Raw genomic sequence first — 15,109 nt, forward strand, 5'->3', positions numbered from 1 at the left:
AGTAAGCTCCAGCCAATCAGCATCTGCAAGTGCGAGCCAGTCTGCTTCGGTAAGTTCTAGTCAGTCAGCCTCAGCCAGCGCGAGTCAATCAGTATCTGTAAGCTCAAGCCAATCTGTATCGGTGAGTGCTAGCCAATCTGCTTCAGCGAGCGCCAGTGAGTCAGCATCGGTAAGCTCAAGTGAATCAGCCTCAGTCAGCTCAAGCCAGTCCGCCTCAGTCAGCTCGAGTCAATCTGCTTCAACAAGTACTTCAACTTCTGCAAGTATGCTAGCAGACAAGTTGGCGTTGGAGAGTGCCTCGATCTCAGCAAGTACATCAGTGAGCGAATCTACTTCAACGAGCGCATCACTCTCAGCTAGCATGTTAGCCAGTGAATCGACTCTAGAAAGTGCTTCGATTTCAGCAAGTATGTCAGTGAGCGAGTCTGCGTCGATTAGCGCTAGTCTCTCGACTTCAGATTCTATTAGTAGATCTGCGTCAGCAAGTGCTCTGGTATCTACTTCAACAAGCACCTCTCTCTCAATGGCAAACATTGCAAGCCAAGGTCAATCCGCTTCAAGCAAGCCGAAACAAGTCTTGCCAAATACAGGAGCGTCGACTTCCGTAGCATCTGCTTTATTGGGAGCATTGGCAGCTGTGACAGGTATCGGTCTTCTTGCCAAGAAGAGTCAGAGTGACGATCAAGAAAGTCATTGATAAGATATAAAAATCAATGAATAAATAGTAAAATGGAAAACCTTTGAAAACATGATTTTTCAAAGGTTTTTTCTATATGTGAGAAGGGGAAAATCCTCTTTCGAGTTTGAAATAAACTAGGGGAAAAGGTATAATAGGAAGGTGAGATAATCATCGAAAAAATCAGAACTACAGTAGTAGAAAAGTAGCCAAAAGAATGTGAAAAGAAAAGGGGACGAAATGAAAAAAGAGCTTCAAAAAGCCATTGTACTCGGTGGTGATAATGCATATATGGACAAGATTGAGACAACAATCAAGTCAATCTGTGCCCATAACCGAGCAGTGACTTTTTATGTTTTCAATGATGATTTGCCATCTGAATGGTTTCAGCTCATGGAGAGACGTCTAGAGCCTCTAGCCTCAAAAATCGTCAATGTCAAGATTAGTCATCAAGGTTTGAAAGAGTATAGTTTGCCACTAGCCCACCTAAGTTATGCAACTTTCTTTCGTTATTTTATTCCTCAGTTTGTTAGCGAAGACCTAGCCTTGTACCTGGATTCGGATATCATCGTTAGATCAGACCTGGATCAACTCTTTTTAGAAGACATGGAGGACTGGCCAGTAGCTGCTGTCGCAGATGCGCTAGTTCCTAGCACTTTTAATGCAGGTGTCTTACTGATTAATGTGGCTCTCTGGCGTCAAGAAAAGGTGACGGAGCACTTGTTGAGTTTGACAGACCAACTGCATGACCAAGTTTTTGGTGATCAGGGCGTGTTAAATCACCTCTTTGAAGGTCGTTGGAAATCGCTGCCAGCTACCTATAATTTTATGGTTGGTATGGATACAGTGGCTCGAAATTACCAGATGGATTCTTGGTATAGGGATTCTCTTGCTACTGAGAAAACAGCCAAGATTATCCATTATACAGGGGACAAGCCTTGGTACCAAATCAACCTCAATCGTTTCAGGGAGGACTGGTGGTTTTACTACGGACTAGAGTGGTCTGATATTGTCATGAAAAAATGTGATTTCCATAAAGGATTAGCATCTTTAGTTCAAGCTCCCCAGTATGCGACCGCAATTTTTACCAATACGTGTCACATAGAGAGAATCGAACACCTGATCCAAGAACTGCCTGATGTAGAGTTCTCTATCCTAGCTCATACCAATTTTGCGCCGGAAATCATGAACTTGCAATCGCATCTGAATGTACGCCTCTATCCTTACTTTAATCCCATGAATGTCAAAAAAGTCTTAGAAAAGATTGACTTTTACTTGGATATCAATCATGAGGATGAAATTGCAAACATTATCCAAGAGGTGCAGCAAAGAGAAATCCCTATATTTGCTTTTGAAACCACTAGTCATGACTCGAGTGGTTACAGTCACGTTTACTCACCAGCAGCCGTAGATCAAATGATCGAGTCTATCCGCACGCTTTTGGAATCACAGAAGCAGTCGTTGTGAACTGAAGGAAACTAAATGAAAAAAACAATTGTTCTCGCAGGAGATTATGCCTATATCCGCCAGATTGAAACAGCGCTCAAGTCTCTCTGCTATCATAATAGCCATGTCAAGGTCTATATCTTTAACCAGGATGTTCCCCAAGAATGGTTCCGCGCTCTCAGACCGATAGTAGAGCAAATGGGTGGTGAGTTGGTGGATGTCAAGATGCTTGGTGCCCAGTTTCAGATGAACTGGAGTAACAAATTGCCCCATATCAACCACATGACCTTTGCCCGTTATTTTATCCCTGATTTTGTTGAAGAGGACAAGGTACTTTACTTGGACAGCGATCTGGTAGTGACGGCTGATTTGACGTCCCTCTTTGAAATGGACTTAGGAGAAAACTACCTGGCTGCTGCACCATCTTGTTTTGGAGTTGGGGTTGGTTTTAATGCAGGTGTGCTCTTGATCAATAACAAAAAATGGCGGGCAGAAGCTGTGAGACAAGAGCTAGTTGAGTTGACAGAGCGGGAACACCAACATGTGAGTGAGGGAGACCAGTCCATCCTCAATATGCTCTTTCATGACAGCTATGCTCCTCTGGATCAGAACTATAATTTCCAGATTGGTTTTGATAGTGGGGCTGCCTCACATGGACATGAATTTATCTTCCAGATTCCCCTAGAGCCCCTGCCAGCTATCTTGCATTTCCTCTCTCAGGACAAACCTTGGAACACTCATTCGGTTGGGCGTTTGCGTGAGGTTTGGTGGCACTATCATCTGATGGAGTGGTCTACCATTACTGAAAAATGGCGTCAGGCTGGAATTGACTATCCAGTCACAGTCTATCAGCCAGTTATGTCTTGTGTTAATTTGACTAACTCCTGGCATCTTGAGAAAATCGACTATCTGGTTCAAGCCTTGCCAGAGTTGCATTTCTACATTGCAGCCTATACGACGATGGCACCTGAACTCATGCTCTTGTCACGTTTTGAAAATGTTACTCTCTATCCTAACACCTTCCCTCTCTTGGTTGAGAAACTGGTTCAGCAGACAGATGTCTATCTTGATATTAACCACGATGACAAGTTGAGTGTTGTTTATGACTATATTTCACGCTTTGAGAAACCAATCTTGACTTTTGACAATACCCAGTCCCAGGAACTAGCTGAAAGTGCCTATGCGGGTATCTTCTCAGCAGAAAGACCAGAAGAAATGGTGGCTACTTTGAAGGTTTATCTGGACGAGAAAACTCACGAAAACTGAGATAGAGATTTGAAGATGCTAAGATAAAAAGGCTGGATTGGTCCCGTATGACAGGACAATTGAAAGATAAAAAGAAAAGGAGGAGCTAGTGAAAGAATTTCGTTCATCGATAGCAGTAAAAAAAGGGATGCGCACCCTATTTTTGCTCTTTATTTATGTGCTCGGGAGTCGTCTGGCTCTTCCTTTTGTTGACCTCAATAGCCGGAATTTTCTCGGAGGAAGCGCAGCCTATCTGGACTTTTCAGTAGCCCTGACTGGTGGAAATCTTCGTAGCCTCTCTCTCTTTTCAATCGGACTTTCCCCTTGGATGTCAGCTATGATCTTGTGGCAGATGTTTTCCTTTTCAAAGAAACTGGGCTTAAACTCGGTTTCTTCGGAAGTCCAGGATAGACGGAAAATGTACTTGACGTTAGGGATTGCCTTGATTCAGGCCTTGGCCTTGACGACAAACCTCCCTGTCCAAGCCCCCTACAATCCCTTCTTGGTTTTTCTCCTCAATACCAGCCTTTTGGTTGCGGGGACCTTCTTCTTAGTTTGGCTGTCTGACATCAATGCGTCTATCGGAGTTGGAGGCCCAATCGTCATTTTATTGGCGAGTATGGTGGCTTCACTCCCTCAGGACATCATCCAATCGGTCCAAGTTCATAAGATCTCTCCTTGGCTGCTTTTCCTATTGGTAGTGCTTGGTGTCCTCTTTACCTATCTAGTTGTTCTCTTTTACCGAGCTAGATACCGCATTCCTATCAATAAAATCGGGCTCCATTCTCGCTTTAAACGCTATTCTTATCTGGAAATCATGCTCAATCCTGCAGGTGGCATGCCTTATATGTATGTGATGAGTCTCATGGGCTTGCCTTCCTATCTCTTGATCTTGCTTCAACATCTGGATAAGGGTAATCCTCTCTACCCTGCCATACTGGAGCAGTATGCGATGGGGAAACCCTTGTGGATCTATGCTTATATCCTGATCCTCTTTGTCTTTAGCATTGCCTTTGCCTTTGTCAATGTGAGTGGTCAACAAATCGCAGATCGGATGAAGCAATCAGGAGATTACATCTACGGAGTCTATCCCGGTGAGGATACTAGTCGCTTTATCAATCGCTTGGTTCTCCGATTTGCTCTGATAGGTGCAGTCTTTAACGTTATCTTGGCTGGACTTCCGATCTTGTTTGTCTTGAAGGATGAGAGTCTGTTCAAAGTCAGCATGATTCCCGGACTCTTTTTAATTTTGAGTGGCATGCTCTTTACGATTCACGACGAACTGCAGGCGCTCAGATTAAATGAAAGGTATCGGCCACTATTCTAGGAGGTTTTGATGTATTACTTTATCCCGGCTTGGTATGGCAAGGAGCGTCCCTGGCATGCTGATTTGACACCTTGGTATTTTTCTCATTTTAAGCTAGAATTTGATGACACCTTCAATCAGATTCGCTTGATGCAACACCAAGGGGTCCCTGCACAGGTCCTCCTTTTGTCCTATCAGCCTCATCTTCGCTATTTTCTCCATCGCCAAGGTATTTTAGAAGCACAAGTTTATTCCTTATTTGATGAATTGCAGGATTTTCATGAGATTCGACCGCAGGTCTTGCAGCTCAGAGATATTGAGTGGGAAGAGGACTGCGAGTTTGTTTACAGTCCCTTTACCATTTTAGTTTTGAGAAATGGAAAGCCCTATGCTCAGGTGGAGCATGGGATTGAAGGTTTTATCAGTACGATTCAGTATTTCAAGGAAGATGGGCTCTTGTCTGCTAATTACCTGATGGATGATCGGGGGCTGGTTTCCAGTGTGATTTACTACGAAGAGGGTCAGGCTCTCTACCAAGACTATCTCAATCCCAAGGGACTGTGGCAGTTTAGAGAGCACTTGCAAGATGGGGGGCGTATCGAAGTCAATCCTATCTTTGCTTTTCGATTCCAAAAAGAGGCTTACCGAGATATGGGAGAATTGATTGCGGAGTTTTTTGAGAAGAAAATAGCTCAACTCCCTGAGGAAGGAGCGACCTATTTTCTGCCTGCTTGTGATCAGCACAATGACTTCCTTTTAGAACGATTGCCTCACCAAACCACTAAGGTTCTCAGTCTTTTTATCGGACGAAATCCTCAAGAGCAATTACCTCAGTTGGCGAATTTGTTGTCTAAGGTGGACCTTGTTCTGGTCGACAGAGAGGACACCTTGCACTTGGCTCAGTCTGCCTTTTCAGAACAAGCAATGAAGTTTCGTCATTTATCACCTTTTGATACCCGCTTGGAGCTGGGAAAGAGTCAGACTCGGAAGGAGTCAATCCTCTACTATCAACTGGACTTTGAGCATGGGATAGAGGACCAAGCGCTCTATCAGGTCTTGCATTTCCTTTCTGAAAACAAAGATACGGAGCTGGTCTTTGGAACCTTTGCTGCTAGTCAAGAAGAAATGAAGCAGCTGGAAACACGAGTTGCTGAGATGGTCTCAGAGCAGTTTCAAGACCAGGAACTGGAGAAGGAAGTTGATTACCAAGGAGCTGAAAATCCGCTTGAGGACAATCGCCATCAGAGCAAGCGCTATTCGTTTGTCAATATGAAGGATGAATCGGAGTTAATCAAGCAGCTGGAATTTGTTCGTTTGATTGTCGATCTGAACAGGCAACCTCTTCTTTATACCCAAATCGCGGGGATTAGTGCTGGTATCCCTCAAATCAATAGGGTCAAAACAGAGTATGTCAGCCATCAGAAGAATGGCTATCTGTTGGAAAATATAGCTGATTTTGCGCAAGCTGCCCATTACTATCTCGATAGCCTGCAGGTGTGGAATGATGCTTTGATCCATTCCATCGAAAAGATAAAGGAACACACTGGGGAGCAATTCCTGATCAAGCTAGAAAAGTGGTTGGAGGAGGTGACTCATGGAAAAGAAGTATAAGATCTTGCAAATCGGTCCAGAAGATTGGCGAGAGACACTTGCCCTACCAGCCCAACTAGACTGGTATCATGTTCCTCCCAACACACCGTCTGCCATCCAGAAAATCATGGATGAGAATGATCTAGATCACTTTCATGCTGTCATTCTCACGGATGGGGCTTATCTAGTAGATTTGTTGCCTTTTGCATCTAGCATAGAACCCTATACGGTTTTCTATCCAGAACAGTTTGCAAGTCAGGATAAAAACATTCAGAACCTCATCAAACATCACTGCATGCAAGCGATGGACCTGTCAGACCGCCAGGGCTTTGTTCGAGACCTCTCTACCTCCCTCTTTGAAGGTGGTTATGGAGACAAGCTGAGCCCAGCTACGATAAGGATTCACCCGAGTTTCCAAGGCTCTGTCTCCTATCAGGGATTTGAGCATCTGGAGCTGGAAGGAGACTTTGGCAAGACCTATACCCAGCTAGCTTCTTGGGCCTATAATCAGTCTGTCCAAGCCCATTCGCCAATCGAACTCTGGCTCGAATATGAAAAGAGTGGACTAGTGGAATTGCGCCTGCGATTGCGAAAAATCCCAGCAGGATCCGTTTCAGAGATTAGACAGGACATTCTCCTTGAGGAAGCAGACTTTGCCTCAGCAATCATAGTGGAGCAAGACTATGATGCTTATCTGAGTATTTCTCTTGAAGCGCGTGGTCAAGGGAAGGTCAACATCGGCAATCTCCACCAACGCTGGAGCCGGAAACAGTTTGGAAAGTTTGTTCTCGGAGGCAATATCCTGCATGACAAAAAACGTGAGGAAATCAACTATTTCTTTCACCCGGGGGATTTCAAACCTCCTCTAGCAGTCTATTTCTCAGGTTATCGTCCGGCGGAAGGTTTTGAGGGTTACTGGATGATGAAGAATCTCAGATGCCCCTTTCTCCTCTTTTCGGACCCTCGATTAGAGGGTGGAGCCTTTTACCTAGGAACTGAGGAGTTGGAAGACAACATACAAGCAACCATCCAACACTATCTAGACTACCTAGGCTTGGATAGAAGTGACTTGATCCTATCTGGCCTGTCAATGGGAACCTTCCCAGCCCTCTACTATGGAGCCTACTTTGAACCCAAGGGAATCGTAGTCGGAAAACCCTTGACAAATCTAGGAACCATCGCACAGCGGGGTCGACTAGAGGCGCCAGGAGTCTTTCCAACTAGCTTTGATGTCTTGCACCTTCAGACTGGAGGAGTGAGCCAGAAAGACATGAAGGACTTGGATCAACGTTTTTGGACCCGATTTGAACAAGCTGATTTTTCCCAGACGACCTTTGGTCTTTCTTACATGAAGGACGAGGATATGGATAGTGGTGCCTATGACCAGCTAGTGAAGACTCTTTGCCAGACAGGAGCTAAGGTTTTGTCAAAAGGGACAGCAGGTCGACACAACGATGACACAGGAACAAACGTTGCCTGGTTTATTCATTTTTATAAGATGATACTAGAAGAATACGGAAGAGGTGAGACATGATTATCATCAAGAGAGAGGATATTAGGTGGGGCGAGATGGGAGCCACTTATCTTTATGGTAGCCAGATTATCTATCATGCAGATGGTCATGTTACCCTGAAAAATCCTTTGCTGGCTTCAGGTGAAACCCTTAAAACCTGGTTTTCCAGTGTCAATTACCAGGCTACTAGAAGTCAACCTAGTCTCCCTCTTCTTAAGAAAAATCACACCTACCGTCTCTCTATGAAGATGCAGGTTCAACCAGCCAATGGTCTCTATCTCAAACTGACTTTTTTAAACCGTTATGAGGAAATCATCGAGGAGAAGATTGAAAGACAATTTTCCTTTAGCTTCACCTATCCTGAAGCGGCCTACACCTATCGCCTCTCCTTGATTAGCGCAGGTTTTGAGGCTCTTGACTTTGTTTCGTTTTCTATTGAGGAGGATGCTGGTGTTTAATCGTTTGTATCAAGAAAGACAACTGAGAAAGGTCAAGAAACTTTTAAGCCAAATCAACGCCCTCAAAGAAGAGATGGCAGCTCTCAGCGATGGGGAAATGGCTGCAAAGACAGAGGAGTTTCGCCAGCGCCTTGCCCAAGGAGAAACCTTGGATGAGCTATTGGTAGAAGCCTATGCCCTTGTCCGTGAGGCCGATAAAAGGGTCTTGGGTCTCTTTCCCTATGATGTGCAAGTCATGGGAGCCATTGTGATCCACCAAGGAAATGTGGCTGAGATGAATACGGGTGAAGGCAAGACCTTGACTGCAACCATGCCCCTCTACCTCAATGCCCTAACGGGAAAAGGCAGCATGCTGGTCACGACCAATGACTATCTGGCTAGACGGGATGCAAGCGAAATGGGCCCAGTCTACCAATTTTTAGGTCTAACTGTCGGTCTTCCCTTTTCAGAGGACCCAAAAGAGGACTTGACTGCGGAAGAGAGAAGAAAGATCTACACCTCGGACATCGTCTACACGACCAATAGTGTGCTGGGATTTGACTATCTCAATGACAACCTTGCCTCCACTCGTGAGGGAAAATTCCTGCCTCCCTTTAACTATGTCATCATCGATGAGATCGATGATATTCTACTCGATAGTGCCCAAACTCCCTTGATTATCGCAGGCTCTCCCCGTGTCCAGTCTAACTATTATGGGATGATTGATACCCTAGTGACGACCTTGGTTGAAGGAGAAGACTACATCTACAAGGAAGAAAAAGAGCAGGTTTGGTTGACCCGAAAGGGGGCTCAGACGGTTGAAGGATTCCTAGGAATCGACCATCTCTACAAGGAAGAGTACGCAAGTTATGTTCGGCATCTGGTCTATGCTCTTAGAGCTCATACGCTCTTTACCAAGGACAAGGACTATCTGGTTCGAGGTCAAGAGATGGTTTTGCTGGATAAGAGCACAGGGCGTTTGATGGAAATGACCAAGCTTCAAGGTGGTCTCCATCAAGCCATCGAAGCCAAGGAACATGTGAAACTTTCTCCTGAAACCAGAGCCATGGCTTCAATCACCTACCAGAGTCTCTTTAAGATGTTTCGCAAAATCTCAGGTATGACAGGAACGGGAAAGGTGGCAGAAAAAGAGTTTTTTGAAACCTACAATATGGCTGTCATTCGCATCCCAACCAATCGCCCACTTAGGCGAATGGACCATTCAGACAATCTCTATGTGACCCTCCCTGAGAAAGTGTATGCTTCTTTGGAAGCAATCAAGACCTATCACGCCAAAGGCAATCCACTCCTGATCTTTGTCGGTTCTGTAGAAATGTCCCAGCTTTACTCGTCCTTGCTCTTGCGAGAGGGGATTTCTCACAATGTCCTCAATGCCAATCATGCAGCGCGTGAAGCCCAGATCATCGCAGAGTCTGGACAGATAGGGACAGTAACCGTTGCGACTTCTATGGCAGGTCGAGGGACAGATATCAAACTCGGTCCAGGAGTCGCAGAATTGGGTGGTCTGATTGTGATTGGTACCGAGCGGATGGAGAGCCGACGGATTGACCTGCAAATCAGAGGTCGTTCTGGCCGCCAGGGTGATCCAGGAATGTCTCAATTTTTCGTGTCGCTTGAAGATGATGTGATCAAAAAGTTCGGGCCGTCTTGGGTTCACGACCTGTATCAAGACTACCAAGTGGAAGATATTAGCAAACCCATCCTACTTAAGGATCGCAAGTACCGCAACCTCGTCAGAAAAGCCCAAGAGGCTAGTGATAGTGCCAGTCGCTCAGCGCGCAGACAAACCTTAGAGTATGCGGAAAGTGTCAATATCCAGCGCCAAATGGTCTACAAAGAAAGAGATCGTTTGCTGGATGGGAGCCGTGATTTAGAGCATATCCTTGAGGATATATTGGCAGACTATACCAAACAAATCTCAGAAAAAGCCTATAGTAGCCCCCAAGAGCTCTTTCACTTCATCGTGACCAATATTAGCTTTGGGATGAGAGAATTACCAGCTGATTTGGATTTAGCTGATGCAGATCAGATTCGGGAGTTACTAGAGAAAATAATAGCCAAGGAAATTGCAGCTAAAAAGGAAGTCCTCCAACCTCACCAGCTCTATGACTCTTTTCTGAGAATATCCATGCTCAAGGCTATTGATGACAACTGGGTTGAGCAAGTCGACTATCTCCAACAGCTCAGTCTAGCAATCGGGAGCCAGTCTGCTTCTCAAAAGAACCCTATCGTGGAGTACTATCAGGAGGCCTATGCAGGCTTTGAAACCATGAAGCAACAAATCCGTACAGATATGGTTCGCAATCTTCTCATGGGGATTGTGGAAGTAACGCCCAAAGGTGAGATTCTCACCCATTTTCCATAAAAAGAGGATCATATGACAATTTACAATATAAATCTAGGGATCGGTTGGGCGAGCAGTGGTGTCGAGTATGCCCAGGCCTACCGAGCAGGGATTTTTAGAAGTTTAGACCTAGCATCTAAGTTTATCTTTACCGACTTGATTTTAGCAGACAATATCCAGCATTTAACGGCCAATATCGGCTTTGCGGATGATCAGGTAATCTGGCTTTACAATCATTTTACAGATATCAAGCTAGCACCGACCAGTGTTACAGTTGACGAGGTCTTGGCCTCTTTCGGTGGCCTTGAGAGTCATAGGGAGCAGGATGGCAAAGTCTTGCGCGTCTACTTTTCTGACGAGGACAAGTTTGTGACCTGCTACTTGTTAGACTCGGCTAAGAATCTGGTGCAGCATGCAGAGTATGTATTTGGGGGAAACTTGATTCGCAAGGATTATTTCTCCTACAAACGCTACTGTACAGAATATTTCGCGCCTAAAGACCAAGTGGCTAGACTCTATCAACGAAGCTTTTTCAATGAAGACGGCAGCACCGCTTACGATATCTTGCTGACTGAAGGTCAGGAAGAGGTCTATCGATTTAAGGACCGGATTCTGTACGGAAAGCCAGCCCTTATGCGCTATTTTATGCAACGTTTGAACTTGAGCAAGTCTGATTTGGTCATCTTGGATAGGGAAACAGGGATTGGTCAGGCTGTTTTTGAAGAAGCACAAAAGGCCCATCTAGCAGTTGTCGTTCACGCAGAGCACTATAGTGAAAATGCTAGTAACGAAGCCTATCTCCTTTGGAATAATTATTATGAGTATCAGTTTACAAATGCGGACAAGGTCGATTGTTTTATCGTGTCTACGGATCGGCAGAAGGAAGTTCTCGAAGGTCAATTTGCCCAGTACAGTCAGCATCGTCCACGAATCGTCACGATTCCAGTTGGGAGCATTGATCAGCTGACGGAGCCTGCTAGGGAACGCAAGCCCTTTTCTCTCATTACCGCTTCGCGTCTGGCCAAGGAAAAACACATCGACTGGCTCGTCAAGGCGGTTATCCAGGCGCATCAAATCCTTCCAGAGCTTACCTTTGACATTTATGGCAGTGGGGGTGAAGAGTCCCTTTTAAGGGAAATCATCACGGCTCACCAAGCGGAGAACTATATCCAGCTCAAGGGGCATGCAGACCTAGCTCAGATCTATCCCCAGTACGAGGTCTATCTGACAGCCTCAACCAGTGAAGGCTTTGGTCTGACCTTGATGGAGGCAGTTGGTTCAGGTTTGCCCCTGATTGGTTTTGATGTACCTTATGGAAACCAGACCTTTATCCAGGACGGTCAAAATGGCTACTTGATCCCAAGTTCGGATGACCATGTAGAAACGGCGATTAAAAGATCCTTTGCAGAAAAGATCTGCCAGCTCTATCAGGAAAATCATTTGCCAGCTATGCGAACAGCATCTTATGAGCTAGCTAGAGGATTTTTAACAGACAAAGTAAGGGACAAGTGGAAGAAAACGATAGAGGAGGTCCTGCATGATTCAACTATTTGATCGATATGGTCAGGAAAGTCGAGATTTACATGAAAGTCTAGAAGCTGCTGGCCTGTCCCATGTCACGGTTGTGATCGAGCCAGATGGCTTTCTCCCAGATAGGATTCTTTCTCCCTTTACCTACTATCTAGGTTACGATTCGGGAAAAGCTCTTTATTTCAATCAAGTAGTCGTACCTGAATTTTGGGAGATTGCGGGAAATAATCAGTCGGCCCATATCTTAGAGGATTCTCGGGAGAGGGGCGTGATTCACTATGTGGATGCTCCTCAGGCCCGTTTGGTCAAGCAAGTCGACTGGAAGGATCTATCCGGCCGCATCTACCAAGCAGACCACTATAACCGATACGGAGCCTGCTTTGCCAAGACCACCTATAGTGCAGATGGACAGGCTATCCTGACCAAGTACCAGGATGCAAAGGGACAGGAAATTGTCCTAGAAAATCATGTGACAGGCGATATCCTCCTAACCTTGCCCGGACAAGGTCTACGCCATTTTAAAAATCGAGTGGAGTTCACGATCTTCTTTTTGCAAGACTTGGGAATCGACACTCGCCACCTTCTCTTTAACACTCTCGCAACTTCTTTTTTGGTCTCATACCATTATCCAGACAAGACTGGACAGGATATCTTAGTCTGGCAAGAACCGCTAGATGATTGTCTTCCTGGGAATATGCAGCTGCTCTTGGAGCAAGAGGGGCTGAGAGCCAAGCAGATCCTCATACCAGACAAGGCTACCTATGAACAAGCCTTGGCCTTGGCCAATCCAGTCTATCATGACAAGTTTGTCCATCTAGGTTATCATTATCAGTTCAAAAGAGAAAACTTCGTTCGACCAGATGCCTTGATCGTTACCAACTCAGATCAGATCGAGCATATCGAAACCCTGATTGAGTCCTTGCCAATGGTGACCTTCCGAATCGCGGCAGTGACCGAAATGTCGTCTAAGTTGCTGACCTTGCTTTCCTATCCCAATGTCGTTCTCTATCAAAACGCTAGTCCGCAAAAGATTCGAGAACTCTACCAGCTGTCGGATCTCTATCTAGACATCAATTACGGAAACGAGCTTTTGGATGCTGTCCGTCAAGCCTTCGAGCACAACATGCTCATCCTAGCCTTTGACCAAACAGCTCATAACAGATCTTACACAGCTCCAGAACACCTCTTTGATGTGCAGGCTGTTGGAGACATGATTGCGAAGATTCAAGAAGCTCTCAGCAGTCTTGACAAGATGGGCCGAGCCCTTGGACATCAAGGTCGTCATGCCAACTATGTGGACTTGGCTACTTACCAAGAGAGGATGGAAAGGATAATAGGGGAAGGACATGACTAAAAAAGATTTATTTTACAAGGATGTCGAAGGACGAATGGAAGAGTTAAAGCAAGGAGCGCTTAAGAAAGAAAAGCCTACCCGAGGAGAAAAGATCAGTAAAACTTTCTCCATTTTACTCGGCATGCTCATCCTTCTTACCCTGATCTTTACATTATTAGGAATCTTGAGGTGAAATTGATGGAAGTTTTGATGATTATAGGAATAATCCTAGCCGTCGCCTTGATTGTCCTGGTTCTCATCCAACCTCGCCAAAGCCAACTCTTTTCCATGGATGCGACCAGCAATATCGGAAAACCAGGATACTGGCAGAACAACCGATTGGTAAAAATTGTAACCCTCTTGCTCAGTATAGCACTGTTTGTATTGCTCCTTATTTTTATGATAGTGACCTATCAGTAAGGATGCAGTTCCATTCGCAGATGAGGAATACTAAACACGAAAAAAAGATCCAAGCAAATCGGAGGATAAAATGGAAGAACTAATGAATGAAAAAATTATCGAAATCGTGCATCAAGCCAACGATATGATTCCAGTAGAGTGGGATGATTTGTATATTGTAATTGAAATGGACAAAACATGTAGTGGAGAAGTTTATTTTTATTTTAAATATAAGAATGAATATCACTATTATTTATACATTCCTAGAGATTTTGGTGTAGATAAATTCGAAATTTATAGTCAAACAGATCGATTGTTTGAGAAGTCGCAAGAATTAAAAAAAGTATTTGTTGAGAACGACTTGGCAGATTGGTATATTTGTATTATTCACTTAGATGAAAATAATAAATTATCAGTAGACTTCGATTATGCCCCATGGTTGGAAAGTGGTTATGGTCCAAGTGCTCGAATGGACTTGTTTGAATATAAATATCTCGGCAAGCAACCAGCTAATGAAAAAGAACTAGAACAGTTCAAGGCTATGGAAGCCTTCCAAAGAGAACATAATGGGAAATAGTTTGTTTGATAAAAGACCACCATTTAGGTGGTCTTTTGTGGTTTATCAAACGCTGGTCCATAAGGTTTATGGTATACTGGGATTGTAGAGCCAGCAAACTTTAAGAGGAGAATCAAATGAAATACGATAAAATTAAAATTGCACAGGAAATTGCAAGGGCTGTAGGGGGAGTTCCTCAAGCCTATACATTTAGAAATCACGATAACAAATTAGATTTATTCATTGGAGAGAATTGTCCGGATGATTATTTAACAACTGCAGCAACAATCGGTTTATCAGAATATACCATTTATCGTCGAATAAATGGTAAGCCTTTAAGAGTTGAAATCATTGGAGCAGCTGATGCGGAGCTGGAATATTTTCCAAATATTATAGCAGACTGTGGTTTTAATATTGTGAGGGGAGAGTACAGCATCTCTCCAGGTGCAGTCTATCCAAATATTATTAGAAATTACTATCCCAATGCGAAAGTAAATCATATATTCTTCACTCAGCCTTTCTTGTGGGATTTAGAATCTTTTGATTTTGATGAAGAGTATGTTACGTGGTTACAAGCTATCCCGATTACAGAAGCTGAGCTTCAATTTATAGAAAAGCATGGAGCCGAAGTGGGAGCACAGAAGTTAGAGGAATTGTTTGAAGAACATCAGATAGATGTTTATGATTTTATGAGACCTTCTGTAGTGTAATAA

14 protein-coding genes are annotated in these 15,109 nt (G+C 44.4%); all 14 read left to right on the forward strand.

All coding sequences use genetic code 11. The features are described from left to right. Positions 1-697: LPXTG cell wall anchor domain-containing protein (locus tag B7717_RS05475; RefSeq protein WP_142357884.1), on the forward strand; the 697-nt coding region annotated here is incomplete at its 5' end. Between the two features lie 219 nt (positions 698-916). Next, positions 917-2,143 carry a glycosyltransferase gene (locus tag B7717_RS05480; RefSeq protein WP_044021275.1) on the forward strand — a complete coding sequence of 409 codons (1,227 nt, stop codon included), beginning with the start codon at positions 917-919 and terminating at the stop codon, positions 2,141-2,143. Positions 2,144-2,158: 15 nt separating this feature from the next. Continuing rightward, the gene (locus B7717_RS05485) at positions 2,159-3,388 is read left to right on the forward strand and encodes a glycosyltransferase (RefSeq protein WP_044021274.1); all 1,230 of its coding nucleotides are present in this window, start codon (positions 2,159-2,161) and stop codon (positions 3,386-3,388) included. A gap of 88 nt (positions 3,389-3,476) precedes the next feature. Further along, entirely contained in the window at positions 3,477-4,694 is a 1,218-nt protein-coding gene (gene secY2, locus B7717_RS05490; protein ID WP_084944349.1) for an accessory Sec system protein translocase subunit SecY2, read from the forward strand. A gap of 9 nt (positions 4,695-4,703) precedes the next feature. Beyond that, the gene (gene asp1, locus B7717_RS05495) at positions 4,704-6,284 is read left to right on the forward strand and encodes an accessory Sec system protein Asp1 (protein WP_084944350.1); all 1,581 of its coding nucleotides are present in this window, start codon (positions 4,704-4,706) and stop codon (positions 6,282-6,284) included. Then, complete coding sequence (gene asp2, locus B7717_RS05500; protein WP_084944351.1) at positions 6,268-7,797, forward strand: accessory Sec system protein Asp2; 1,530 nt, start codon at positions 6,268-6,270, stop codon at positions 7,795-7,797. Before asp1 ends, asp2 begins: the two co-directional genes overlap by 17 nt. Next, on the forward strand, positions 7,794-8,234 hold the full coding sequence (gene asp3 / locus B7717_RS05505; RefSeq protein ID WP_084944352.1) for an accessory Sec system protein Asp3: 441 nt from the start codon (positions 7,794-7,796) through the stop codon (positions 8,232-8,234). The genes asp2 and asp3 overlap by 4 nt, the downstream gene beginning before the upstream one ends. After that, complete coding sequence (gene secA2, locus B7717_RS05510; protein ID WP_084944353.1) at positions 8,227-10,599, forward strand: accessory Sec system translocase SecA2; 2,373 nt, start codon at positions 8,227-8,229, stop codon at positions 10,597-10,599. Before asp3 ends, secA2 begins: the two co-directional genes overlap by 8 nt. Before the next feature lie 12 nt (positions 10,600-10,611). After that, positions 10,612-12,132: an accessory Sec system glycosyltransferase GtfA gene (gtfA, locus tag B7717_RS05515; RefSeq protein WP_084944354.1), complete on the forward strand. Its 1,521-nt coding sequence runs from the start codon at positions 10,612-10,614 to the stop codon at positions 12,130-12,132. Then, positions 12,116-13,462 (forward strand): accessory Sec system glycosylation chaperone GtfB, encoded by a 1,347-nt coding sequence (gtfB, locus tag B7717_RS05520; RefSeq protein ID WP_084944355.1) that lies wholly within the window; start codon positions 12,116-12,118, stop codon positions 13,460-13,462. The genes gtfA and gtfB overlap by 17 nt, the downstream gene beginning before the upstream one ends. Further along, positions 13,455-13,634 (forward strand): accessory Sec system protein Asp4, encoded by a 180-nt coding sequence (gene asp4 / locus B7717_RS05525; RefSeq protein ID WP_033583412.1) that lies wholly within the window; start codon positions 13,455-13,457, stop codon positions 13,632-13,634. The genes gtfB and asp4 overlap by 8 nt, the downstream gene beginning before the upstream one ends. A 5-nt stretch (positions 13,635-13,639) precedes the next feature. After that, positions 13,640-13,861 (forward strand): accessory Sec system protein Asp5, encoded by a 222-nt coding sequence (gene asp5 / locus B7717_RS05530; RefSeq protein ID WP_000453436.1) that lies wholly within the window; start codon positions 13,640-13,642, stop codon positions 13,859-13,861. Between the two features lie 70 nt (positions 13,862-13,931). Continuing rightward, positions 13,932-14,417, forward strand: a complete 486-nt coding sequence (locus B7717_RS05535) for an immunity protein YezG family protein (protein WP_000391898.1) — start codon at positions 13,932-13,934, stop codon at positions 14,415-14,417. 116 nt (positions 14,418-14,533) lie between these two features. Further along, positions 14,534-15,106: a suppressor of fused domain protein gene (locus B7717_RS05540; protein ID WP_000872725.1), complete on the forward strand. Its 573-nt coding sequence runs from the start codon at positions 14,534-14,536 to the stop codon at positions 15,104-15,106. Positions 15,107-15,109: the final 3 nt, after the last annotated feature.

Origin of the sequence: Streptococcus oralis subsp. oralis (assembly GCF_002096495.1) — a bacterium.
Lineage (GTDB): Bacteria > Bacillota > Bacilli > Lactobacillales > Streptococcaceae > Streptococcus > Streptococcus oralis_CU.